This is a genomic window from Exiguobacterium sp. K1 (assembly GCF_033721435.1).
Lineage (GTDB): Bacteria > Bacillota > Bacilli > Exiguobacteriales > Exiguobacteriaceae > Exiguobacterium_A > Exiguobacterium_A artemiae.
Map to the genome: position 1 here is coordinate 16877 of NZ_JAOTIT010000009.1, position 21322 is coordinate 38198.

A 21322-nucleotide genomic window follows, 5' to 3' on the forward strand; every position below is an offset into this window, starting at 1 on the left:
GAGCACCTCCTTGTAGGAATTCTTTGGAATTAAAGTACTTCCGGTGCCAACGAGACGATCTTCATGAAGTCTTTTTCACGAAGTTCGCGTGCGACTGGTCCGAAGATACGTGTGCCACGTGGGCTTTTATCATCTTTGATGATGACTGCTGCATTTTCGTCAAAACGGATGTACGAACCGTCTTTACGACGAACGCCACGTTTAGTACGAACGACTACTGCGCGTACAACTTCACCTTTTTTGACAACGCCACCTGGTGTTGCTTGTTTAACTGTGCAAACAATTACGTCACCGATGTTAGCAGTTTTGCGACCAGATCCACCGAGGACTTTGATCGTCAAGACTTCACGAGCTCCTGAGTTGTCTGCTACTTTCAAGCGAGATTCTTGTTGAATCATACGATTGTACCTCCCTCCGGATGTTTATTCATCCGAACTAATTAGAGTTTAGATGATTACTGCTTTTTCGACGACTTCTACGAGACGGAAACGTTTGTCTTTAGAAAGTGGACGTGTTTCTTGAATGCGTACAACGTCACCGATTTTAGCTGTGTTGTTTTCATCATGCGTTTTGTACTTCTTAGAGTAGTTTACGCGTTTGCCGTAGAGCTTGTGCTTTACTTTAGTCTCAACTGTAACTACGATCGTTTTATCCATTTTGTCAGATACGACGCGTCCAGTTAACACTTTGCGGTTGTTAGTGCGTTCCATTGAGTGTTCCTCCTCTCAGAATCCGAGTGAATTATGCGTTGTTGATGCCGAGTTCGCGTTCACGAAGAACGGTTTTCGCGCGTGCAATCGACTTGCGCACTTCACGGATACGAGCAGGGTTCTCAAGCTGACCAGTCGCAAGTTGGAAACGAAGGTTGAACAACTCTTCTTTCCACGAACCGACTTTACCGTTGAGCTCTTCTGTAGTTTGCTGACGGAGATCAGTTGCTTTCATTCGTATCACCACCATTTTCTTCACGTTTTACGAACTTACATTTTACTGGAAGTTTGTGTGATGCAAGACGGAGAGCTTCGCGTGCGATCTCTTCCGATACTCCTGCGATTTCAAACATTACTTTCCCCGGTTTGACGACTGCAACCCAGCCCTCCGGAGCACCTTTACCTGAACCCATTCGGACTTCAAGAGGTTTTTTAGTGTATGGTTTATGTGGGAAAATCTTGATCCACACTTTACCACCACGTTTCATATAACGAGTCATCGCGATACGCGCTGATTCGATTTGACGGCTAGTGATCCAGCTAGCTTCTTGAGCTTGGATACCGAACTCGCCGAAGTGTACTGTAGTACCACGTTTCGCTTTACCACGCATGTTGCCGCGGTGAACACGACGATATTTTACACGTTTTGGTAACAACATGTTGTGTTGCCTCCTTCCCTAGACGGATGTGGATTATTGTTCGTTAGATGCTGCTTTTTTCGTAGGAAGCACTTCACCGTGGTGGAGCCATACTTTTACGCCAATTTTGCCGTAAGTTGTATCAGCTTCAGCAGTACCGTAATCGATGTCTGCACGGAGTGTATGAAGTGGAACTGTTCCTTCTGAATACTTCTCTGAACGAGCGATATCAGCGCCGCCAAGACGACCAGAAACTTCAGTCTTGATTCCTTTGATACCTGAACGCATAGAGCGTTGGATTGATTGCTTCATTGCACGACGGAACGATACACGGCCTTCAAGTTGGCGTGCGATGTTCTCAGCGACAAGTTTAGCAACTGCATCCGGGTTTTTCACTTCAACGACGTTAACGTGAACGCGTTTGCCTTTTGCAAGGTTAGTGATGTCTGTACGAAGTGTTTCGATTTCAGAACCGCCTTTACCGATAACCATACCAGGTTTAGCAGTGTGAAGTGAAATGTTCAAGCGGTTTGCTGCGCGCTCGATTTCAACTTTAGAGACACTAGCGTCTTTAAGACGTTTTTCGATATATTCACGAACTACGTAGTCTTCATGAAGGAGATCAGCATAGTCTTTATCTGCGAACCAACGTGATTCCCAGTCTTTGATGATACCTACGCGAAGACCAGTTGGGTTAATCTTCTGACCCACGGTAATCCCTCCTTATTTTTCAGATACCACGATGTGAACGTGGCTCGTACGTTTGTTGATGCGGCTTGCGCGACCCATTGCACGTGGGCGGAAACGTTTGAGCGTTGGACCTTCGTTGACGTAAGCCTCTGTTACTACGAGGTTTTCGATGTTCATGTCGAAGTTGTGCTCAGCGTTCGCGATTGCCGATTTCAATACTTTCTCAACGATTGGCGTTGCTGCCTTGTTCGTGTAAGCAAGAATCGAAAGTGCTTCACCGATTTGCTTCCCGCGGATTAAGTCTACTACTAGACGTGCCTTACGAGGAGCAATGCGAACCATATTAGCCGATGCTTTTGATTGCATAATGAGTACCTCCCCTCAGATTAACGTTTAGTCTTCTTATCGTTTCCAGCATGTCCTTTGTAAGAACGTGTTGGCGCGAATTCACCAAGTTTGTGACCGACCATATCTTCTGTCACGTAAACCGGTACGTGTTTACGACCATCGTAGACAGCGATCGTGTGACCGATGAACTCTGGGAAGATTGTAGAACGGCGTGACCAAGTTTTGATAACATGCTTGTCACCAGCTTCGTTGGCTTTGTCAACCTTAGCGAGCAAATGGTGATCTGCAAATGGACCTTTTTTCAAGCTGCGACCCATAGTTGTACCTCCCTTTGGCATGATTCAGGAACGGTTCCTGCGAACCGTTCAGAAATCACGTAATTATTTTTTAGAACGACGGACGATATATTTATCGCTCGCTTTGTTTTTCTTACGAGTTTTGTATCCGAGTGCCGGTTTACCCCAAGGAGTAAGTGGGCCCGAACGACCGATTGGAGCACGTCCTTCACCACCACCGTGTGGGTGATCAACTGGGTTCATTACAGAACCACGAACTGTAGGACGTTTTCCGAGCCAGCGTGAACGACCAGCTTTACCGATATTGACGAGCTCGTGCTCTTCATTACCGACAGCGCCGACTGTTGCACGGCAAGTAGCAAGGATCATACGTGTTTCGCCTGATTGGAGACGAACGATCGCGTATTTACCATCTTTACCGAGAAGCTGAGCAGAAGTACCAGCTGAACGAACGAGCTGACCACCTTTACCTGGCTTAAGTTCGATGTTGTGGATCAATGTACCAACTGGGATGTTTGAAAGTGGAAGAGCGTTACCGACTTTAATGTCAGCCTCAACTCCTGACATGACTTGCATGTCAACTTTCAATCCTTTAGGTGCGAGGATGTAGCGTTTTTCACCATCGATGTAGTGGACAAGAGCGATGTTTGCAGAGCGGTTCGGATCGTACTCAATTGTAGCGATACGGCCAGCGATGCCATCCTTGTTCCGTTTGAAGTCGATGATACGGTATTTACGTTTGTGTCCGCCACCTTGGTGACGTACTGTCAAGCGACCTTGGTTGTTACGTCCGCCCTTTTTCGAAAGCTTTTCAGTTAACGATTTTTCAGGACGTGAAGCCGTAATCTCAGCAAAGTCAAGCGCAGTCATATTACGACGACCGTTAGTGGTCGGTTTAAACTTTTTAATTCCCATCGAGAGTTCCCTCCTTTTCTACAGAGTACCGATTAACCGAGGTAATCGAGTTCTTTGCTATCTGCAGTAAGCGTGACGACCGCTTTTTTGCGGCGTGCTGTGTAACCAGCGTGACGACCTACGCGTTTTGCTTTTGGTTTTGAGATAAGTGTGTTGATTTTTTCAACTTTAACGCCGAAGATCGCTTCAACTGCATCTTTGATTTGCGTCTTAGATGCCTTTACGTCTACTTCGAACGTGTACTTTTTCTCAGCCATTTGGTTCACTGAGCGTTCAGTAATTACAGGACGTTTGATAATGTCGTGTGCGTTTGCCATTATGCAAGCACCTCCTCTACTCTCGCAACAGCATCCTTCGTGAAGATGACTTTGTCGTGTGCGACAAGATCAAGGACGTTTACTCCAGCAGCGTCAACGACTGTGACACCAGGAATGTTGCGTGTTGAAAGAACGACTGTCTCGTTGTAATCAGCAGTAACGACGAGGACTTTACGTTCGATTGAAAGAGCAGCGAAGACCGAAATCATGTCTTTTGTTTTCGGAGCATCGATTGTCAATCCTTCAAGAACGATGAACTCGTTGTTAGCGACTTTCGAAGAAAGTGCTGAACGTAATGCGAGACGACGAACCTTTTTAGGAAGTTTATAAGCGTACGAACGTGGTGTTGGACCGAAGACTGTTCCACCGCCAACCCATTGTGGCGAACGGATCGAACCTTGGCGTGCACGACCAGTACCTTTTTGTTTCCATGGTTTACGGCCGCCACCGCGAACTTCCGAGCGACCTTTTGTATCATGTGTACCTTGGCGACGTGAAGCTTGTTGCATGACGATTGCATCGTATACGACTGCTTCGTTTGGCTCGATTCCGAAAACGGCATCTGCCAACTCGATGTCTCCAACTTGTGTACCTGTTTGGTTAAGCAAAGCTACTTTAGGCATTCGTTATTCCTCCTTTCCTTGCAAACAAATTAGTTGCCTTTTACCGCAGTTTTGACGACAACTTGGCTCTTACGTGCGCCTGGGATAGCACCCTTGACGAGGAGTAAGCCGCGTTCTACATCAACTTTTACGATTTCAAGGTTTTGAACAGTGACTTGCTCTCCACCCATGCGTCCTGGGAGCAATTTCCCTTTGAATACACGGTTTGGAGCGACAGGACCCATTGAACCTGGGCGACGGTGGTAACGCGAACCGTGAGCCATTGGACCACGTGATTGGTTGTGACGCTTGATTGCTCCAGCGAAACCTTTACCTTTCGACGTACCTGTTACATCAACCATTTCGCCTGCAGCGAAAGTATCTGCTTTAATCTCTTGACCGATTTCGAAATCTGTTACAGATGTACGGATTTCTTTAATGAAGCGCTTAGGTGTCGCACTAGCTTTCGCTGCGTGACCTTTTTGCGGTTTGTTTTGACGACCTTCTTTGATATCACCAAAGCCGAGTTGGACTGCTTCGTAACCGTCCACTTCCATTGTCTTCAATTGAAGAACAACGTTACCTTCTACTGAAACGACAGTAACTGGTACTACTTCGCCTGACTCGTTGAAGATTTGTGTCATACCGAGTTTAGTTCCTAAGATTCCTTTAGCCATGAGATACACCTCCTAATATTGAATGATTTTGATCTTCTGGCTAGTATCAACTATTTATAGAAGAAAAATTAAAGTTTGATTTCGATGTCAACGCCCGATGGAAGTTCAAGACGCATAAGCGCATCAACTGTTTTCGGTGTTGGGTTAACGATGTCGATCAAACGTTTGTGTGTACGCATTTCGAACTGCTCACGAGCATCTTTGTACTTGTGAACGGCACGAAGTACTGTGTAGATCGCTTTCTCCGTTGGGAGTGGGATCGGACCAGATACAGTAGCACCAGAACGTTTTGCTGTTTCGACAATTTTCTCAGCCGATTGATCAAGCACGCGGTGATCGTATGCTTTCAAACGGATCCGAATTTTTTCATTTGCCATGTTGTTTCCCTCCTTTTCGCCTATTTTGTAAATAGACATTCTCCGCGGAAATTTCCACACTAGCCATGGCAATGCCGCCTGGTGTGTCATAACCTCCCGCTTCATCGCGTTGTGTTTGTGACCAACATATCCTAGTTTACTTAATTCCAAGCAGGAATGCAAGTAAAATAAAAATAGAATTTGTTTTCAAGTCTCTCACCACTCGCACAAACACTTTCCTCAGTATATAAGATGTCTGACCATGTTGCAAGACTGTTTTCAAAGAAATGAAAAAAGGCCTTCCGTCACGGGAGACGGAAGACCTTTAAATCTTAAAAATTACTCAACGATTTCTGTAACTGATCCAGCGCCTACTGTACGGCCACCTTCACGGATTGAGAAACGAGTTTCTTTTTCAAGAGCGATTGGCGCGATGAGTTCAACAGTCAATTCGATGTTGTCCCCAGGCATTACCATTTCAGTTCCTTCAGGAAGTTGGCACATACCAGTTACGTCAGTTGTACGGAAGTAGAACTGTGGACGGTAGTTACCGAAGAATGGCGTGTGACGGCCACCCTCTTCTTTTGAAAGGATGTAAACTTGCGCTTTGAAAGTTTTGTGCGGTGTGATTGTGTTTGGTTTCGCGAGAACTTGTCCACGCTCGATGTCGTCACGTGATACACCACGGAGAAGTGCTCCGATGTTGTCGCCAGCTTCAGCATAGTCAAGAAGCTTACGGAACATCTCTACACCAGTACATACTGATTTTTTAGTTTCTTCGTGAAGACCAACGATTTCAACTTCGTCGTTGACTTTAAGAACTCCACGCTCAACGCGGCCAGTAGCTACTGTACCACGACCAGTGATTGAGAAAACATCCTCAACTGGCATCATGAAGTCTTTTTCAGTGTCACGAGTTGGCTCAGGGATGTACTCATCAACAGCTGTCATGAGTTCCATGATTTTTTCTTCCCATTTAGCTTCGCCGTTAAGCGCGCCGAGAGCAGATCCTTGGATAACTGGGAGGTCATCGCCTGGGAAGTCGTACTCAGAAAGAAGTTCGCGGATTTCCATTTCAACGAGTTCAAGAAGCTCTTCGTCGTCAACCATGTCGACTTTGTTCATGAATACTACGATGAAAGGAACACCTACTTGACGTGAAAGCAAGATGTGCTCACGTGTTTGTGGCATTGGACCATCAGTTGCAGAAACAACGAGGATCGCGCCGTCCATTTGTGCAGCACCAGTGATCATGTTTTTAACATAGTCAGCGTGACCTGGGCAGTCAACGTGTGCATAGTGGCGTTTTTCTGTTTCGTACTCGATGTGAGCTGTTGCGATAGTGATACCGCGCTCGCGCTCTTCTGGAGCACCATCGATTTGGTCAAACTTAGTTGCAGCTTTACCTTGTGCTTTTGCAAGTACAGCTGAAATAGCTGCTGTTAAAGTTGTTTTACCGTGGTCGACGTGGCCAATTGTACCAACGTTAACGTGCGGTTTAGAACGGTCGAATTTTTCTTTACCCATTCTGAATTCCTCCTCTATGTGTCTAATAATATTTTATAACTAGGAAGGTGAATCGTCGAATAACGTACACCTTCCTTAGCTTACACTAATCATAAAAGCGTGACAACCTGTGAAGGATTAGCCGTTTGCTTTTTTGATGATTTCTTCAGCAACTGATTTCGGTACTTCTTCGTAGTGATCGAAGTGCATCGAGTACGTTCCGCGACCTTGTGTGCGTGAACGAAGACCAGTAGCGTAACCGAACATCTCTGAAAGTGGAATCATCGAACGAACGACTTGAGCGTTCCCGCGAGCTTCCATACCTTCAACGCGTCCACGGCGTGATGTAACATCACCCATGATGTCTCCCATGTATTCATCTGGGATAACGATTTCAACTTTCATCATTGGCTCAAGGATAACAGCGCCGCTCTTATCTTTAAGTTGTTTGACGGCCATTGAAGCCGCGATTTTAAATGCCATCTCGTTTGAGTCGACATCGTGGTACGATCCGAAAACGAGTGCAGCTTTAACGTCAACTACTGGATAACCAGCAAGGATACCGTTTTGAAGCGCTTCTTCGATTCCGTGTTCAACCGCTGGGATGTATTCACGTGGAACAACACCACCGACGATTTTGTTGTTGAACTCAAAGCCAGCACCTTCTTCGTTTGGCTCGAATTCTACGACGACGTGACCATATTGACCACGACCACCTGATTGACGAGCAAACTTAGAATCGATTTTCGCCGATTGGCGGATCGTTTCACGGTAAGCTACTTGTGGAGCACCAACGTTTGCTTCGACTTTGAACTCGCGACGCATACGGTCAACGATGATGTCGAGGTGAAGCTCACCCATACCTGAGATGATCGTTTGACCAGTCTCTGGGTTAGTTTCAGTGCGGAATGTTGGATCCTCTTCAGCAAGCTTAGCAAGTGCTTGACCCATTTTATCTTGGTCAGCTTTCGTTTTTGGTTCGATTGCGACCGAGATAACTGGTTCTGGGAAAGTCATTGATTCGAGAACGACGTTGTCTTTCTCTGCACAAAGCGTATCTCCAGTAGTAGTATCTTTAAGACCTACAGCTGCTGCGATGTCACCAGCGAAGACCATTGGGATCTCCTCACGGCTGTTCGCGTGCATTTGAAGGATACGTCCAAGACGCTCACGTTTCCCTTTTGTTGAGTTCTTGACATAAGATCCTGCCGAAGCTGTACCAGAGTACACACGGAAGAACGTCAATTTACCAACATACGGGTCAGTCATAACTTTGAATGCAAGTGCAGAGAATGGCGCTTCGTCAGTTGACTCACGAACGATCTCTTCATCTGTATCCATGTTAATCCCTGTGATTGCTTTTACGTCGACTGGTGATGGGAGGTAGTCAAGGACTGCGTCAAGCATAAGCTGAACACCTTTGTTCTTGAATGCCGAACCAACGAGAACTGGGTAGAAATCAACTGTAAGAGTCGCTTTACGGATACCCGCTTTAAGCTCTTCAATTGTGATTTCCTCGCCCTCGAGGTATTTCATCATCATTTCTTCTTCGTAATCTGCAACTGCTTCGATTAATGATGCACGAAGTTCTTCAGCTTCTTCTGCGAATTCTGCAGGGAAACCTTCAGTTTCTTCGATATCAGTACCGAGGTCGTTACCGTACATGTATGTTTTCTTTTCAACGAGATCGATGATTCCTTTGAATTCATCTTCTGCGCCGATTGGGATTTGGATTGCGTGTGCGTTAGCTTGAAGGCGGTCGCGAAGCGTTCCAACCGAGTACAGGAAGTCTGCACCGATTTTATCCATTTTGTTAACGAAAACGATACGTGGTACGCCGTAAGTTGTAGCTTGGCGCCATACTGTCTCAGTTTGTGGCTCAACACCAGACTGAGCATCAAGTACTGCTACCGCACCATCAAGTACACGGAGTGAACGTTCAACTTCAACAGTGAAGTCTACGTGTCCAGGTGTATCGATGATGTTTACGCGGTTACCTTTCCATTGTGCAGTTGTTGCTGCAGATGTAATCGTGATTCCACGCTCTTGCTCTTGCTCCATCCAGTCCATTTGTGAAGCACCTTCGTGCGTTTCACCAATCTTGTGGATACGACCCGTGTAATAGAGGATACGCTCAGTCGTTGTTGTTTTACCAGCATCGATGTGGGCCATGATCCCGATATTACGGGTGTTCTTAAGGGAGAATTCTCTTGCCATCTTTAAACATTCTCCTTTCGCATTTTAGTTTAGTGTCCGTGCGTTGCCACACGTCATGACTATACCCGAAAGCCACCTCATATTTCCATACAAAATGGCATAGATGAGGTGGTTAATTCCGGTTTTACCAGCGGTAGTGAGCAAACGCTTTGTTCGCTTCCGCCATTTTGTGCATATCTTCGCGCTTCTTAACTGAAGCACCAGTGTTGTTTGCAGCGTCCATGATTTCGTTAGCAAGACGAGCATCCATTGTTTTTTCGTTACGGAGACGTGAGTAGTTCACGAGGTAACGAAGTGCAAGTGTCGTACGGCGCTCAGGGCGGACTTCGACAGGAACTTGATAGTTAGCTCCACCTACGCGGCGTGCTTTAACTTCAAGAACTGGCATGATGTTGTTCATCGCCTCTTCAAAAACTTCCATTGCATCGCGACCTGAACGTTCAGCGATAGCTTCAAAAGCTTTGTATAAGATTTGTTGAGCAGTACCTTTTTTACCATCTAACATAAGACGGTTGATAAGGCGGGTAACGAGTTTAGAGTTGTAGATCGGATCAGCCATTACATCACGGCGTTCTACTTGACCTTTACGTGGCATTCCGAGTCCCTCCTTTCATATAGTGAGGTGATATCTTCTGATATCTAGATTATTTTTTTGCTGCTTTTGGACGTTTAGTACCATATTTCGAACGACCTTGCATACGGCCGTCAACTCCAGCTGTATCGAGTGCACCACGAACGATGTGGTAACGTACCCCTGGTAAGTCTTTTACGCGACCGCCGCGAATAAGAACAACACTGTGTTCTTGCAAGTTGTGGCCGATACCTGGGATGTAAGCTGTTACTTCCATTGTGTTCGTTAAACGCACACGTGCGTACTTACGAAGAGCCGAGTTCGGTTTCTTCGGAGTCATTGTACCTACACGAGTACAAACACCACGTTTTTGTGGTGAGCTGATGTCAGTACGAGCTTTGATAAAGCTGTTGTACCCTTTGTTCAGCGCTGGCGAATCTGATTTCACAACTTTTGATTGACGTCCTTTACGGACTAATTGGTTGATAGTAGGCATCTTTGAGATCCTCCCTTCCTGAATTCATGACAAGTTTCAAAACCACCGAGCCGGGTGGTTCATCGAAAGTCATAATGAAACGTTTTGCGTGGCTCAGGCATTCCATCGCCACACAAAACGTATTATCAAACTTTCTTAATAGCAACAGCAGTTGCTGCAACGTCGATTCCACAAGCCTTACCAAGCTCAAGCTTAGAAGGAACGTTCACGACTGGAACGTTTGCTTGTTTCGCCGCATCGAGCAATGCTTGCTTTACGTGTTCATCTGCGTCATCTGCGATGATCACTTCCGACGCCTTGCCAGATCGCAATGCTTTGAGCGTTTGCTTTTGACCGACAAACTTCAAATCTGCGCCGACTACTTTTTTGTAAGACATGAAGATATCCTCCAAAATAACACAGCCGGTTGGCAACACTATATCATAGTAGCACCGCCATACCGGCGTGTCAAGGCGTTTTATTCTACAGGAGAATCTGCTTCTACAGGTGCTTCGCCTGCGATCTCGAGACCGATTTGACGGTAACGTGTCATTCCTGTACCAGCTGGAACAAGTTTACCGATAATAACGTTCTCTTTCAAGCCGCGAAGGTAGTCGCTCTTCCCTTTAATCGCCGCATCCGTAAGGACACGAGTAGTTTCCTGGAACGAAGCAGCTGATAGGAACGAATCCGTCTCAAGCGACGCTTTTGTAATACCGAGGAGAACTGGTTTAGCCGAAGCGAGTGCTTTACCGGCACGGAGCGCTTCTTTACATGCTTCTTTGAATGTGCTGATATCGACTAGCGAACCTGGTAAGAGTGATGTCTCACCAGACTCGATGACGCGGACGCGACGGATCATCTGACGTACCATGACCTCGACGTGCTTGTCACCGATCTCAACCCCTTGCATCCGGTATACTTTTTGAACTTCTTGAAGAAGATAGTTCTGTACGCCTGATACACCTTTGACGTTCAAGAGTTCTTTCGGGTCGATTGAACCTTCCGTGAACACTTGTCCGGCTTTGACTTCTTCACCGAGTTGAACACGAAGACGTGATCCGAAAGGAATCGTGTATGTCCGTGTTTCGCTCAGACCTTGAATCGTCAACTCACGCTTATCACGCGACTCCGTAAAGTCGATGACTTGTCCATCGATTTCCGAGATGACCGCTTGACCTTTCGGGTTACGGGCCTCGAACAACTCCTGGATACGCGGAAGACCTTGTGTGATATCGTCTCCGGCAACCCCACCTGTGTGGAAGGTACGCATTGTAAGCTGCGTTCCTGGCTCACCGATTGATTGTGCCGCGATGATTCCGACTGCTTCGCCGACTTCGACGTCGTTACCAGTCGCAAGGTTACGTCCGTAACATTTCTTACAGACGCCGTGACTTGTATTACAAGTGAAGGCTGTACGAATCTCAACGTTGTCGATGCCTGCGTCGGTAATCGCACGCGCGATATCTTCGTCGATGAGTTCGTTTGTTGAAACGAGGACTGCTCCTGTTTCCGGGTGAACGACTTTTTCGAACGCCGTACGGCCGACAAGGCGGTCGTAGAGGTTTTCGATTTCTTCCGTTCCTTCGCGGAGTGCTGTGACGCGGATACCACGATCCGTACCACAATCATCTTCACGAATGATAACATCTTGCGCGACGTCAACGAGACGACGAGTCAGGTAACCTGAATCGGCAGTCTTCAAGGCTGTATCGGCAAGACCTTTACGGGCACCGTGCGTCGAGATGAAGTATTCCTGAACCGTCAGACCCTCACGGAACGAAGATTTGATCGGGAGCTCGATGATCCGTCCACTTGGAGCGGCCATGAGTCCACGCATCCCTGCAAGCTGCGTAAAGTTTGACGCGTTACCACGGGCACCGGAGTCACTCATCATGAAGATCGGGTTCAAACGGTTGAGGGATTTCATCAGACGAGACTGAATTTCATCCTTCGCGTCATTCCACGATTTAACGACACGCTCATAGCGCTCTTCTTCCGTGATGAGACCACGACGGTACGATTTCATAACGCGGTCAACATTATCTTGTGCCTCGACCAGGATTTCCTGTTTATCCGGAAGTACGATGATATCAGCGATACCAACCGTAATACCCGCACGTGTCGAGTGTTTGAAACCAAGGTTTTTCATTCGGTCAAGCATGCGGCTCGTTTCAGTCGTTTCAAAACGCTTGAAGACTTCCGCGATGACATTTCCGAGGAATCCTTTTTTGAATGGCTCGATGATCGGACGGCTCTTGATTTCAGCCGCGATGTCCGTTCCTTTTTCAAGGAAGTACTGATCAGGCGTTGCTTCCTGCAGATTGTTCATCGATGGTTCATTCAAGTATGGGAACGTCGTTGGGAGGATCTCGTTGAAGATCAACTTACCGACCGTCGTAACCAATAATTTCTCGTTTTGTGCTTCCGTGAATGTCGGGTTCTTCAGAACGCCGGCTGGAATCGCAACACGTGTGTGGAAGTGGACATACCCATTTTGGTAGGCAATCAACGCTTCGTTCACTGTCGAGAAGATTTTACCTTCGCCGATTGCGTTTTCACGCTCAAGCGTCAGGTAGTAGTTACCGAGGACCATATCCTGCGATGGTGTAACAACAGGCTTACCGTCTTTCGGGTTCAAGATGTTTTGTGCAGCGAGCATGAGAAGACGTGCTTCTGCTTGTGCTTCTGCTGAAAGTGGTACGTGAACCGCCATTTGGTCACCATCGAAATCGGCGTTGTAAGCCGTACATACGAGCGGGTGAAGACGAATCGCGCGACCTTCGACGAGTGTCGGTTCGAACGCCTGGATACCGAGACGGTGAAGCGTCGGGGCACGGTTCAAGAGAACCGGGTGCTCACGGATGACTTCTTCTAATACGTCCCAAATTTCAGGTTGAACACGTTCGATTTTCCGTTTTGCACTCTTGATGTTCGGTGCGATGCCACGTGAGACAAGCTCTTTCATGACAAACGGTTTGAAGAGTTCAAGGGCCATTTCTTTCGGAAGACCACATTGATACATCTTCAGGTTTGGACCAACGACGATAACCGAACGACCAGAATAGTCGACTCGTTTACCGAGTAAGTTTTGACGGAAACGTCCTTGTTTCCCTTTCAGCATGTGCGAAAGAGATTTCAATGGACGGTTACCCGGTCCAGTAACCGGACGACCGCGACGACCGTTATCGATCAAGGCATCGACCGCTTCTTGCAACATCCGTTTTTCATTCTGAACGATGATGTTCGGAGCGCCAAGGTCAAGAAGACGCTTGAGACGGTTGTTACGGTTGATGACACGACGGTATAAGTCGTTTAAGTCAGATGTCGCGAAACGTCCACCATCAAGCTGGACCATCGGACGGAGTTCCGGCGGGATGACAGGAAGTACTTCCAGAACCATCCACTCCGGGTTGTTGCCTGAGTTACGGAAAGCATCGAGAACTTCAAGACGTTTGATCGCACGTGTACGACGTTGGCCTTGAATCATTCGAAGATCTTCACGTAAACCGGCTACTTCTTTTTCGAGTTCAACGTCACGGAGCAATTTACGAACAGCTTCCGCACCCATTTCAGCGGTAAACGAACTACCGAATTTCTCGCGGTAAGCGCGGTACTCTTTTTCTGAAAGAAGTTGTTTTTTCTCTAGTGTCGATTCGCCCGGATCTGTCACGACGTACGACGCGAAGTAGATGATCTCTTCGAGTGCGCGCGGTGACATATCAAGGACGAGACCCATACGACTTGGGATTCCTTTAAAGTACCAGATGTGCGAAACCGGTGCTGCAAGTTCAATGTGACCCATGCGCTCACGACGGACTTTCGACTTCGTTACTTCAACGCCACAACGGTCACAAATGATTCCTTTATAACGGATCCGTTTGTATTTTCCGCAGTAACATTCCCAGTCTTTGGTCGGACCAAAAATCCGTTCACAGAACAAGCCGTCTTTCTCTGGCTTGAGCGTACGATAGTTGATCGTTTCCGGCTTCTTCACTTCCCCGAAAGACCACGAACGGATCTTTTCAGGGGAAGCGAGGCCGATTTTCATATATTCAAATCTATTAACATCTACCAAGGGGTGGACCTCCCTTTCGCTTATTCCTCTTCAGTAACAACTGGTGCGACAGGCGCTTGAACTTCTTCGAGTGCTGGAGTCGCGTTCGGGATGTTGTCCTCGTCGTCGTCTTTCATTTCGATCTCTTCATCTTCGGCAGACATCATCTTAACATCCATACCAAGGGATTGAAGCTCTTTAATGAGGACTCGGAACGATTCCGGCACGCCCGGTTGTGGTACATTTTCGCCTTTAACGATCGCTTCATATGCTTTAACACGACCGATTGTATCATCGGACTTGATTGTCAGGATCTCTTGGAGCGTATAAGCGGCACCGTATGCTTCAAGTGCCCATACTTCCATCTCACCGAAACGCTGTCCACCGAACTGGGCTTTACCACCGAGCGGCTGCTGCGTAACGAGCGAGTAAGGACCCGTCGAACGTGCGTGAAGTTTATCATCGACCATGTGGGCGAGTTTGATCATATACATGACACCAACCGAGATGCGGTTATCGAAGGCTTCACCAGAACGTCCATCATACAGGATCGTTTTAGCGTCGCGGTCCATACCGGCTTCTTCAATCGTTGCCCAAACATCTTCCTCACGTGCACCATCGAATACCGGTGATGCGACTTTGATTCCGAGTTGGCGTGCAGCCATACCAAGGTGAAGCTCGAGCAACTGCCCGATGTTCATCCGCGATGGTACACCAAGTGGGTTCAACATGATGTCGATTGGTGTGCCGTCTGGCATGTACGGCATGTCTTCTTCTGGCAGGATACGTGAGATAACACCTTTGTTACCGTGACGTCCAGCCATTTTATCTCCTTCGTGAATCTTACGCTTCTGAACGATGTACGCACGGATCAACTGGTTGACACCAGGTGACAGTTCGTCGCCGTTATCACGATCGAAGATTTTCACGTCAAGGATGATGCCGTCGCCGCCGTGTGGAACACGAAGTGACGTATCACGGACTTCACGTGCTTTCTCACCGAAGATTGCATGAAGCAGGCGTTCTTCAGCCGTCAATTCCGTTACGCCCTTAGGTGTAACTTTACCGACTAGGATATCCCCGTCTTTTACTTCAGCACCGACACGGATGATTCCGCGGTCGTCAAGGTTTTTCAGGGCGTCGTCGCCGACGTTCGGAATGTCACGCGTGATCTCTTCCGGTCCGAGTTTTGTATCGCGTGATTCACACTCATACTCTTCAATGTGGATCGACGTGTAGACGTCGTCTTTCACGAGACGTTCGCTCATGATGACAGCATCCTCGTAGTTGTAACCATCCCATGTCATGAAACCGACGAGTACGTTACGACCAAGCGCAAGTTCCCCACCGTCCATCGATGGACCATCTGCAAGAATCTCGCCTTTATCGACAGGATCTCCTACTTTGATGATTGGTTTTTGGTTATAGCACGTTCCTTGGTTAGAACGGATGAATTTTTGGATCTTGTAGCGGTCAAGCTCACCTTGAACGATGTTGCCATCGACTTCCGTCGTACGACGGACAAGGATTTCACGTGCCGTTACACGCTCAGCGATACCTGAATGTTTTGCAACAACGGCAGCCCCTGAGTCTTTTGCAGACACGTACTCCATACCGGTACCAACGATTGGTGATTCCGGATCAAGAAGAGGTACGGCCTGACGTTGCATGTTCGCTCCCATGAGGGCACGGTTCGAGTCATCGTTCTCTAAGAACGGGATACATGCCGTCGCTGCCGAAACAACCTGTTTCGGTGAAACATCCATGTAATCGACACGAGCTGGTTCGACAGACAAGTTTTGTCCGCGGAAACGTGACAAGACGTGTGTATCTTGGAACGTCTTCTCTTCCGTCAACAACATGTTTGCCTGTGCGACGACGTAGAGATCCTCTTCGTCGGCCGTCATGTAGTGAATTTCATTCGTGACGACACCCGTTTCCGGATCGACACGACGGTATGGCGCTTCGATGAAACCATACTCATTGACTTTCGCGAACGAAGACAGTGAGTTGATCAGCCCGATGTTCGGACCCTCCGGCGTTTCGATTGGACACATACGGGAATAGTGCGAGTAGTGAACATCTCGAACTTCAAAGCCAGCGCGCTCACGTGTAAGACCACCGGGTCCGAGTGCAGATAGACGACGTTTGTGCGTCAACTCAGCAAGCGGGTTCGTTTGGTCCATGAACTGTGATAACTGCGAGCTACCGAAGAACTCTTTAATCGATGCGATAACAGGACGAATGTTGATCAATGCCTGCGGCGTGATCGCATTCTGGTCTTGAATCGACATCCGCTCCTTAACGACACGCTCCATACGGGAAAGCCCGATCCGGAACTGGTTTTGGAGCAATTCACCGACTGAACGGAGACGACGGTTACCGAGGTGGTCGATATCGTCTGTCGTTCCTACTTCATGTAACAAGTTGAAGAAATAGTTGATCGCAGCAATCATGTCAGCAGGCGTGATGTGCTTGATGTCACGATCGATGTTACCGTTACCGATGATATTGATGATGCGTTCACCTTCAGCATCGTCCGGTGCGAACACCTTGATCGATTGTAAGTTGAAGGCTTCGCCTTGCGTTACTCCGCCAGTTGGCGTCGCTTCGATGTAACCGACAGACCCTTCAAGGAATGGCAAGACTTTGTCGAGCATACGACGGTCAAGAACTGTTCCTTCTTCTGCGATTACTTCGCCTGTTTCCGGATCGACAAGCGTTTCCGCCAGTTTTTGCCCGAACAGACGATTCTTCAGATGAAGCTTCTTATTGATTTTATAACGACCAACGTTTGCCAAATCATAACGTTTCGGGTCAAAGAACCGTGACACGAGAAGTGCTTTCGCATTTTCGACAGTCGGTGGCTCTCCCGGACGCAGACGCTCATAAATCTCGATGAGGGCTTTTTCCGTTGTTTCTGTATTATCTTTTTCAAGGGAGTTACGGAGGTACTCATCATCTCCAAGGAGATCGATGATTTCCTGATCCGTACCGAAACCAAGAGCACGTAAAAGAACCGTTACTGGAATCTTACGCGTGCGGTCGATTCGGACGTATACGATATCTTTCGCATCTGTCTCAAGTTCGAGCCATGCTCCACGGTTCGGGATGACCGTTGCCGAAAATCCACGTTTACCGTTTTTATCTAACTTATTGTTGTAATACACACTTGGCGAACGAACAAGCTGGGAAACGATAACTCGTTCCGCACCATTAATAATGAATGTTCCCGACTCCGTCATAAGCGGGAAGTCACCCATAAATACTTCTTGTTCCTTCAATTCACCCGTCTCTTTGTTTTGAAGACGGACTTTTACGCGTAGTGGTGCCGAATAGGTCACATCGCGCTCTTTTGATTCATCAATCGAATACTTCGGCTCTCCGAGCGAGTAGTCGATGAATTCTAATACGAGATTTCCCGTAAAGTCAGAAATCGGCGAGATATCATGAAACATCTCACGAAGACCTTCCCGCAGGAACCATTCGTATGAATTCGTTTGAATCTCAATAAGGTTTGGAAGTTCTAGAACTTCGCTGATACGTGCATAGCTTCTTCTCTGACGGTGACGACCGTACTGAACAAGTTGACCAGTCAACTGATTCACCTCTCAGACCCAGTTCTTCTTCTTGAGAAGGACGGGTGTAATATCGAACATTGAAGCCATTTTTTGACCGATAAGCGCAAAAAAGCGACGTCTTGTCTACTCAATCATCTGTAGTCGAGAACGCCAGCTGCTTCAAACTGCTTATCCAAAAATCACTCCAATGGCATTTTATAATACTATCATAGACATTAGACAAGGTCAACGACAAATCACTCGATTTGTCAAGACCGAATTGATTTAAATATTGAATACCCTTTATCTCGGGTAACCGTCTCACATGAACCGAATACTTCTTCCATCAACTTCTTCGCGGAGGGTCCGCCTTGTTTCTTTTGAATGACGACCCATAAAGCGCCGCCGACATCCAGATGATCATACGCTTCCCGTAAAATCCGGTGAACAACCGTCTTTCCCGCCCGAATCGGTGGATTCGTCACGATCGCTGCAAACGTCTGTCCAACCACGCCAGCATATCCGTCACTTACACCGGTCGTCACGGAAACACCATTCGCACGTGCATTGTCAGCCGCAAGCTCAAGCGCCCGCTCGTTTACATCTACTAAAACTGCTTCCCGTCCGGTCGTTTTCGCAAGCGAAATCCCCATCGGACCGTATCCGCATCCGACATCCAGGATGGCACCCGGTACATCCGGCTCCACAAAGGCTTCAATTAATAGTCGCGAACCGAAATCAACGCCACCCTTTGAAAACACTCCATGATCCGAAGTGAAGCGGAACGTTTCACCACGTAAAACGAATTCCCACGACTTTGGATCCCGTTTCGAGGAGGGATCATTTGTGTAATAATGATCTGCCATGTTTCCTTCCCCTCTCTATATTAAAGTTGAAAACAAAAGAAGCCCGCAAAGCGAGCTTCTTTTGTTTTACGTGAAGAAGAAAATTACTTAACTTCTACGCTTGCGCCAGCTTCTTCAAGCTTAGCTTTGATTGCGTCAGCGTCTTCTTTCGAAACGCCTTCTTTAACTGGAGCTGGAGTTCCGTCAACAAGTGCTTTCGCTTCTTTAAGACCGAGGCCTGTCAATTCGCGAACTGCTTTGATGACGTTGATTTTACCAGAACCTGCGCTAGTAAGGATTACGTCGAATTCAGTTTGCTCTTCAGCTGCTGCTGCGCCTGCACCTGCTGCTGCTACTGGAGCTGCTGCTGATACGCCGAATTCTTCTTCGATTGTTTTTACGAGTTCGTTAAGTTCAAGAACAGTCATGCCCTTGAGGTCTTCGATAAATTGCTCTTTGTTGAAAGCCATTATGGTTTTCCTCCTTTGATTTAACCCACGTTGGGGTGTGAAAAATTGTGTGTTTGCCTATCCCGCTAAGCGGACATTAAGCAGATTGTTCTTCTTTTTGCTCTGCAATTGCGTTCGTTGCCACCGCAAGACCACGGATTGGCGCTTGAAGCACGCTGAGAAGCATCGAAAGGAGACCTTCGCGTGATGGAAGTTCCGCAAGGGCTTTGACATCTTCTACTGAAGTGACTTTGCCTTCGATGATACCACCTTTAAGCTCAAGAGCTTTGTGGTCTTTCGAGAAGTTGTTTAAGATCTTAGCTGGAGCGATAACGTCTTCATTGCTGAAGGCGATCGCAGTAGGACCTGTAAATACTTCGTCAAGACCTTCAAGATTGCTTTGAACTGCAGCACGGCGGAGGAGACCGTTTTTGTAAACTTTGAATTCAACACCCGCTTCGCGGAGTTGTTTACGAAGTTCTGTTACTTCGTCTACTGTGAGACCACGGTAGTCGACGACGATTGTTCCAGCGCTCGCTTGCATTTTCTCAGCGATTTCAGATACGAGATCCGCTTTGACAGCGATAACTTTTTCGTTTGCCATTTCTGTTGCACCTCCTGGTAAATGGAATGTACCGGCGCGAGGGGCTGCTCGATTTCAAATAAAAAGCCTCCGTCTGCCAGGCAGAGGAGGCGTAATCGTCAAAAAGGATACCTGAACAAACAGGCTCTCTGAGCAAGAACACCTCGGAAGGGTTTATGCTCAATCGATGAGCACCTTCTGTCTACGGTATGTCGAATATATCAACGTTTTATACTGTAACAGCGTTCTTAGAACGTTGTCAAGTTCGTTTTAGACGAAATTATTTCGCGAAGTCAACTGCAGATACTTTTACACCAGGACCCATTGTAGAAGCGATCGCGATGTTCTTAAGGTAAACACCTTTAGCAGTAGCTGGTTTAACTTTAACGAGAGTTTCGATGACTGTGTTGATGTTCTCAACCAATTTAGCGTCATCAAATGATTTTTTACCGACTGGAACGTGGATGTTACCAGATTTGTCGACACGGTACTCAACTTTACCAGCTTTGATATCGTTGATTGCTTTAGTGACGTCAAATGTAACTGTTCCTGTTTTCGGGTTAGGCATGAGGCCTTTAGGTCCGAGAACACGGCCGAGTTTACCAACTTCACCCATCATGTCAGGTGTCGCAACGATAACATCGAAGTCGAACCATCCTTGTTGGATTTTAGTGATGTACTCAGAATCACCAGCGAAATCTGCTCCAGCAGCTTCCGCTTCTTTTAATTTCTCACCTTTAGCAAAGACGAGAACTTTTTGTGTTTTACCAGTACCGTGTGGCAATACGACTGCTCCACGGATTTGTTGATCTGCTTTCTTCGGATCGACTCCGAGACGAACAGCAAGTTCGATTGTTTCATCGAATTTCGCAGTTGCAGACTTTTTAGTCAAATCTACAGCTTCAGCGAGTTCGTATGAAACCGTACGATCGATAAGTTTAGCAGCTTCTTTATACTTCTTACCCATTTTAGGTTCCTCCTTTGTGGTTGTGCGGAAAATCCTCCCACATAATGAAAGGGTAGCAAGGCTTCAAGTAACTATCCGCCTGCGACCCTCATCGTTGTTCATTGCAATCAAAAGACTCAGTCTTCGATTACGATACCCATAGAACGTGCAGTACCTTCAACCATCAACATCGCTGTTTCAACAGATGCTGCGTTGAGGTCTGGCATTTTCGTTTCAGCGATTTCGCGAACTTTGTCACGTTTGACAGTCGCTACTTTCTTACGGTTAGGCTCGCCTGAACCGCTCTCGATTCCAGCTGCTTTCTTCAAGAGAACTGCTGCTGGTGGAGTTTTAGTAATAAACGTAAATGAACGATCTTCAAAAACCGTGATGACTACAGGAATAATCAAGCCGGCTTGGTCTTGTGTACGAGCGTTGAACTCTTTACAGAAGCCCATGATGTTCACACCTGCTTGACCGAGTGCCGGTCCAACTGGTGGAGCTGGGTTTGCTTTGCCCGCAGGAATTTGAAGTTTAACTAGTTTCATAACCTTCTTCGCCACG

24 protein-coding genes and 1 other annotated feature are annotated in these 21322 nt (G+C 47.2%); all 24 genes read right to left on the minus strand.

Annotation, left to right across the window (positions count from 1 at the left end):
- Window positions 1-29: 29 nt before the first annotated feature.
- The 24 genes from rplN to rplK all read right to left on the minus strand — a co-directional run bounded on the left by rplN (window position 30) and on the right by rplK (window position 21321).
- Complete coding sequence (rplN, locus tag N7U64_RS14795; RefSeq protein WP_012369019.1) at window positions 30-398, minus strand: 50S ribosomal protein L14; 369 nt, start codon at window positions 396-398, stop codon at window positions 30-32.
- Between the two features lie 48 nt (window positions 399-446).
- Complete coding sequence (gene rpsQ / locus N7U64_RS14800; protein WP_012369018.1) at window positions 447-710, minus strand: 30S ribosomal protein S17; 264 nt, start codon at window positions 708-710, stop codon at window positions 447-449.
- A gap of 31 nt (window positions 711-741) precedes the next feature.
- A complete protein-coding gene (gene rpmC / locus N7U64_RS14805; RefSeq protein WP_012369017.1) occupies window positions 742-945 on the minus strand; it encodes a 50S ribosomal protein L29 in 204 nt (67 codons plus the stop codon).
- A complete protein-coding gene (rplP, locus tag N7U64_RS14810) occupies window positions 932-1369 on the minus strand; it encodes a 50S ribosomal protein L16 (RefSeq protein ID WP_012369016.1) in 438 nt (145 codons plus the stop codon). Before rplP ends, rpmC begins: the two co-directional genes overlap by 14 nt.
- Window positions 1370-1402: 33 nt before the next feature.
- Complete coding sequence (rpsC, locus tag N7U64_RS14815; RefSeq protein ID WP_012369015.1) at window positions 1403-2059, minus strand: 30S ribosomal protein S3; 657 nt, start codon at window positions 2057-2059, stop codon at window positions 1403-1405.
- Between the two features lie 12 nt (window positions 2060-2071).
- Complete coding sequence (gene rplV / locus N7U64_RS14820; RefSeq protein WP_012369014.1) at window positions 2072-2404, minus strand: 50S ribosomal protein L22; 333 nt, start codon at window positions 2402-2404, stop codon at window positions 2072-2074.
- A gap of 20 nt (window positions 2405-2424) precedes the next feature.
- On the minus strand, window positions 2425-2703 hold the full coding sequence (gene rpsS / locus N7U64_RS14825) for a 30S ribosomal protein S19 (protein ID WP_012369013.1): 279 nt from the start codon (window positions 2701-2703) through the stop codon (window positions 2425-2427).
- Window positions 2704-2766: 63 nt separating this feature from the next.
- Window positions 2767-3597 (minus strand): 50S ribosomal protein L2, encoded by an 831-nt coding sequence (rplB, locus tag N7U64_RS14830; protein ID WP_012369012.1) that lies wholly within the window; start codon window positions 3595-3597, stop codon window positions 2767-2769.
- Between the two features lie 32 nt (window positions 3598-3629).
- Entirely contained in the window at window positions 3630-3914 is a 285-nt protein-coding gene (rplW, locus tag N7U64_RS14835; protein WP_012369011.1) for a 50S ribosomal protein L23, read from the minus strand.
- Window positions 3914-4537 carry a 50S ribosomal protein L4 gene (gene rplD / locus N7U64_RS14840; protein ID WP_012369010.1) on the minus strand — a complete coding sequence of 208 codons (624 nt, stop codon included), beginning with the start codon at window positions 4535-4537 and terminating at the stop codon, window positions 3914-3916. Before rplD ends, rplW begins: the two co-directional genes overlap by 1 nt.
- A 29-nt stretch (window positions 4538-4566) precedes the next feature.
- Entirely contained in the window at window positions 4567-5193 is a 627-nt protein-coding gene (rplC, locus tag N7U64_RS14845; RefSeq protein WP_012369009.1) for a 50S ribosomal protein L3, read from the minus strand.
- Window positions 5194-5261: 68 nt separating this feature from the next.
- Window positions 5262-5570 carry a 30S ribosomal protein S10 gene (rpsJ, locus tag N7U64_RS14850; RefSeq protein WP_012369008.1) on the minus strand — a complete coding sequence of 103 codons (309 nt, stop codon included), beginning with the start codon at window positions 5568-5570 and terminating at the stop codon, window positions 5262-5264.
- 318 nt (window positions 5571-5888) lie between these two features.
- Window positions 5889-7076: an elongation factor Tu gene (gene tuf, locus N7U64_RS14855; protein WP_026834301.1), complete on the minus strand. Its 1188-nt coding sequence runs from the start codon at window positions 7074-7076 to the stop codon at window positions 5889-5891.
- 117 nt (window positions 7077-7193) lie between these two features.
- Window positions 7194-9272, minus strand: coding sequence for an elongation factor G (gene fusA, locus N7U64_RS14860; RefSeq protein ID WP_012369006.1), 2079 nt, complete (start codon window positions 9270-9272; stop codon window positions 7194-7196).
- A gap of 124 nt (window positions 9273-9396) precedes the next feature.
- Window positions 9397-9867, minus strand: a complete 471-nt coding sequence (gene rpsG, locus N7U64_RS14865; protein WP_012369005.1) for a 30S ribosomal protein S7 — start codon at window positions 9865-9867, stop codon at window positions 9397-9399.
- 49 nt (window positions 9868-9916) lie between these two features.
- Window positions 9917-10339: a 30S ribosomal protein S12 gene (gene rpsL, locus N7U64_RS14870; protein ID WP_012369004.1), complete on the minus strand. Its 423-nt coding sequence runs from the start codon at window positions 10337-10339 to the stop codon at window positions 9917-9919.
- 125 nt (window positions 10340-10464) lie between these two features.
- The gene (locus tag N7U64_RS14875) at window positions 10465-10716 is read right to left on the minus strand and encodes a ribosomal L7Ae/L30e/S12e/Gadd45 family protein (RefSeq protein ID WP_012369003.1); all 252 of its coding nucleotides are present in this window, start codon (window positions 10714-10716) and stop codon (window positions 10465-10467) included.
- A gap of 80 nt (window positions 10717-10796) precedes the next feature.
- The gene (rpoC, locus tag N7U64_RS14880) at window positions 10797-14396 is read right to left on the minus strand and encodes a DNA-directed RNA polymerase subunit beta' (protein ID WP_012369002.1); all 3600 of its coding nucleotides are present in this window, start codon (window positions 14394-14396) and stop codon (window positions 10797-10799) included.
- A gap of 20 nt (window positions 14397-14416) precedes the next feature.
- Entirely contained in the window at window positions 14417-17974 is a 3558-nt protein-coding gene (gene rpoB, locus N7U64_RS14885) for a DNA-directed RNA polymerase subunit beta (RefSeq protein WP_214767216.1), read from the minus strand.
- A 230-nt stretch (window positions 17975-18204) separates the two neighbouring features.
- Window positions 18205-18801, minus strand: coding sequence for a class I SAM-dependent methyltransferase (locus N7U64_RS14890; protein ID WP_318930437.1), 597 nt, complete (start codon window positions 18799-18801; stop codon window positions 18205-18207).
- An 83-nt stretch (window positions 18802-18884) separates the two neighbouring features.
- Complete coding sequence (gene rplL, locus N7U64_RS14895) at window positions 18885-19250, minus strand: 50S ribosomal protein L7/L12 (RefSeq protein ID WP_012368999.1); 366 nt, start codon at window positions 19248-19250, stop codon at window positions 18885-18887.
- A 76-nt stretch (window positions 19251-19326) separates the two neighbouring features.
- Complete coding sequence (rplJ, locus tag N7U64_RS14900) at window positions 19327-19833, minus strand: 50S ribosomal protein L10 (RefSeq protein WP_012368998.1); 507 nt, start codon at window positions 19831-19833, stop codon at window positions 19327-19329.
- A 50-nt stretch (window positions 19834-19883) separates the two neighbouring features.
- Window positions 19884-20038: a sequence feature (ribosomal protein L10 leader region), on the minus strand.
- Between the two features lie 54 nt (window positions 20039-20092).
- Window positions 20093-20779: a 50S ribosomal protein L1 gene (gene rplA, locus N7U64_RS14905; protein WP_012368997.1), complete on the minus strand. Its 687-nt coding sequence runs from the start codon at window positions 20777-20779 to the stop codon at window positions 20093-20095.
- 116 nt (window positions 20780-20895) lie between these two features.
- Complete coding sequence (gene rplK, locus N7U64_RS14910; RefSeq protein ID WP_012368996.1) at window positions 20896-21321, minus strand: 50S ribosomal protein L11; 426 nt, start codon at window positions 21319-21321, stop codon at window positions 20896-20898.
- Window position 21322 lies beyond the last annotated feature (1 nt).

Coding starts and splice junctions, on each gene's coding strand:
- rpsJ (WP_012369008.1), bottom strand. CDS start 5,570: ATGGCAAATGAAAAAATTCGGATCCGTTTGAAAGCATACGATCACCGC.
- fusA (WP_012369006.1), bottom strand. CDS start 9,272: ATGGCAAGAGAATTCTCCCTTAAGAACACCCGTAATATCGGGATCATG.
- rpsQ (WP_012369018.1), bottom strand. CDS start 710: ATGGAACGCACTAACAACCGCAAAGTGTTAACTGGACGCGTCGTATCT.
- rplP (WP_012369016.1), bottom strand. CDS start 1,369: ATGTTGTTACCAAAACGTGTAAAATATCGTCGTGTTCACCGCGGCAAC.
- rplV (WP_012369014.1), bottom strand. CDS start 2,404: ATGCAATCAAAAGCATCGGCTAATATGGTTCGCATTGCTCCTCGTAAG.
- rplN (WP_012369019.1), bottom strand. CDS start 398: ATGATTCAACAAGAATCTCGCTTGAAAGTAGCAGACAACTCAGGAGCT.
- rpsL (WP_012369004.1), bottom strand. CDS start 10,339: ATGCCTACTATCAACCAATTAGTCCGTAAAGGACGTCAATCAAAAGTT.
- rplJ (WP_012368998.1), bottom strand. CDS start 19,833: ATGGCAAACGAAAAAGTTATCGCTGTCAAAGCGGATCTCGTATCTGAA.
- N7U64_RS14890 (WP_318930437.1), bottom strand. CDS start 18,801: ATGGCAGATCATTATTACACAAATGATCCCTCCTCGAAACGGGATCCA.
- rplD (WP_012369010.1), bottom strand. CDS start 4,537: ATGCCTAAAGTAGCTTTGCTTAACCAAACAGGTACACAAGTTGGAGAC.
- rplL (WP_012368999.1), bottom strand. CDS start 19,250: ATGGCTTTCAACAAAGAGCAATTTATCGAAGACCTCAAGGGCATGACT.
- rpsG (WP_012369005.1), bottom strand. CDS start 9,867: ATGCCACGTAAAGGTCAAGTAGAACGCCGTGATGTAATGGCTGATCCG.
- rpmC (WP_012369017.1), bottom strand. CDS start 945: ATGAAAGCAACTGATCTCCGTCAGCAAACTACAGAAGAGCTCAACGGT.
- tuf (WP_026834301.1), bottom strand. CDS start 7,076: ATGGGTAAAGAAAAATTCGACCGTTCTAAACCGCACGTTAACGTTGGT.
- rpsS (WP_012369013.1), bottom strand. CDS start 2,703: ATGGGTCGCAGCTTGAAAAAAGGTCCATTTGCAGATCACCATTTGCTC.
- rplA (WP_012368997.1), bottom strand. CDS start 20,779: ATGGGTAAGAAGTATAAAGAAGCTGCTAAACTTATCGATCGTACGGTT.
- N7U64_RS14875 (WP_012369003.1), bottom strand. CDS start 10,716: ATGTCTTACAAAAAAGTAGTCGGCGCAGATTTGAAGTTTGTCGGTCAA.
- rplB (WP_012369012.1), bottom strand. CDS start 3,597: ATGGGAATTAAAAAGTTTAAACCGACCACTAACGGTCGTCGTAATATG.
- rplW (WP_012369011.1), bottom strand. CDS start 3,914: ATGGCAAACGCACACGACATTATCAAACGTCCTGTAATTACTGAACGC.
- rplC (WP_012369009.1), bottom strand. CDS start 5,193: ATGGCTAAAGGAATCTTAGGAACTAAACTCGGTATGACACAAATCTTC.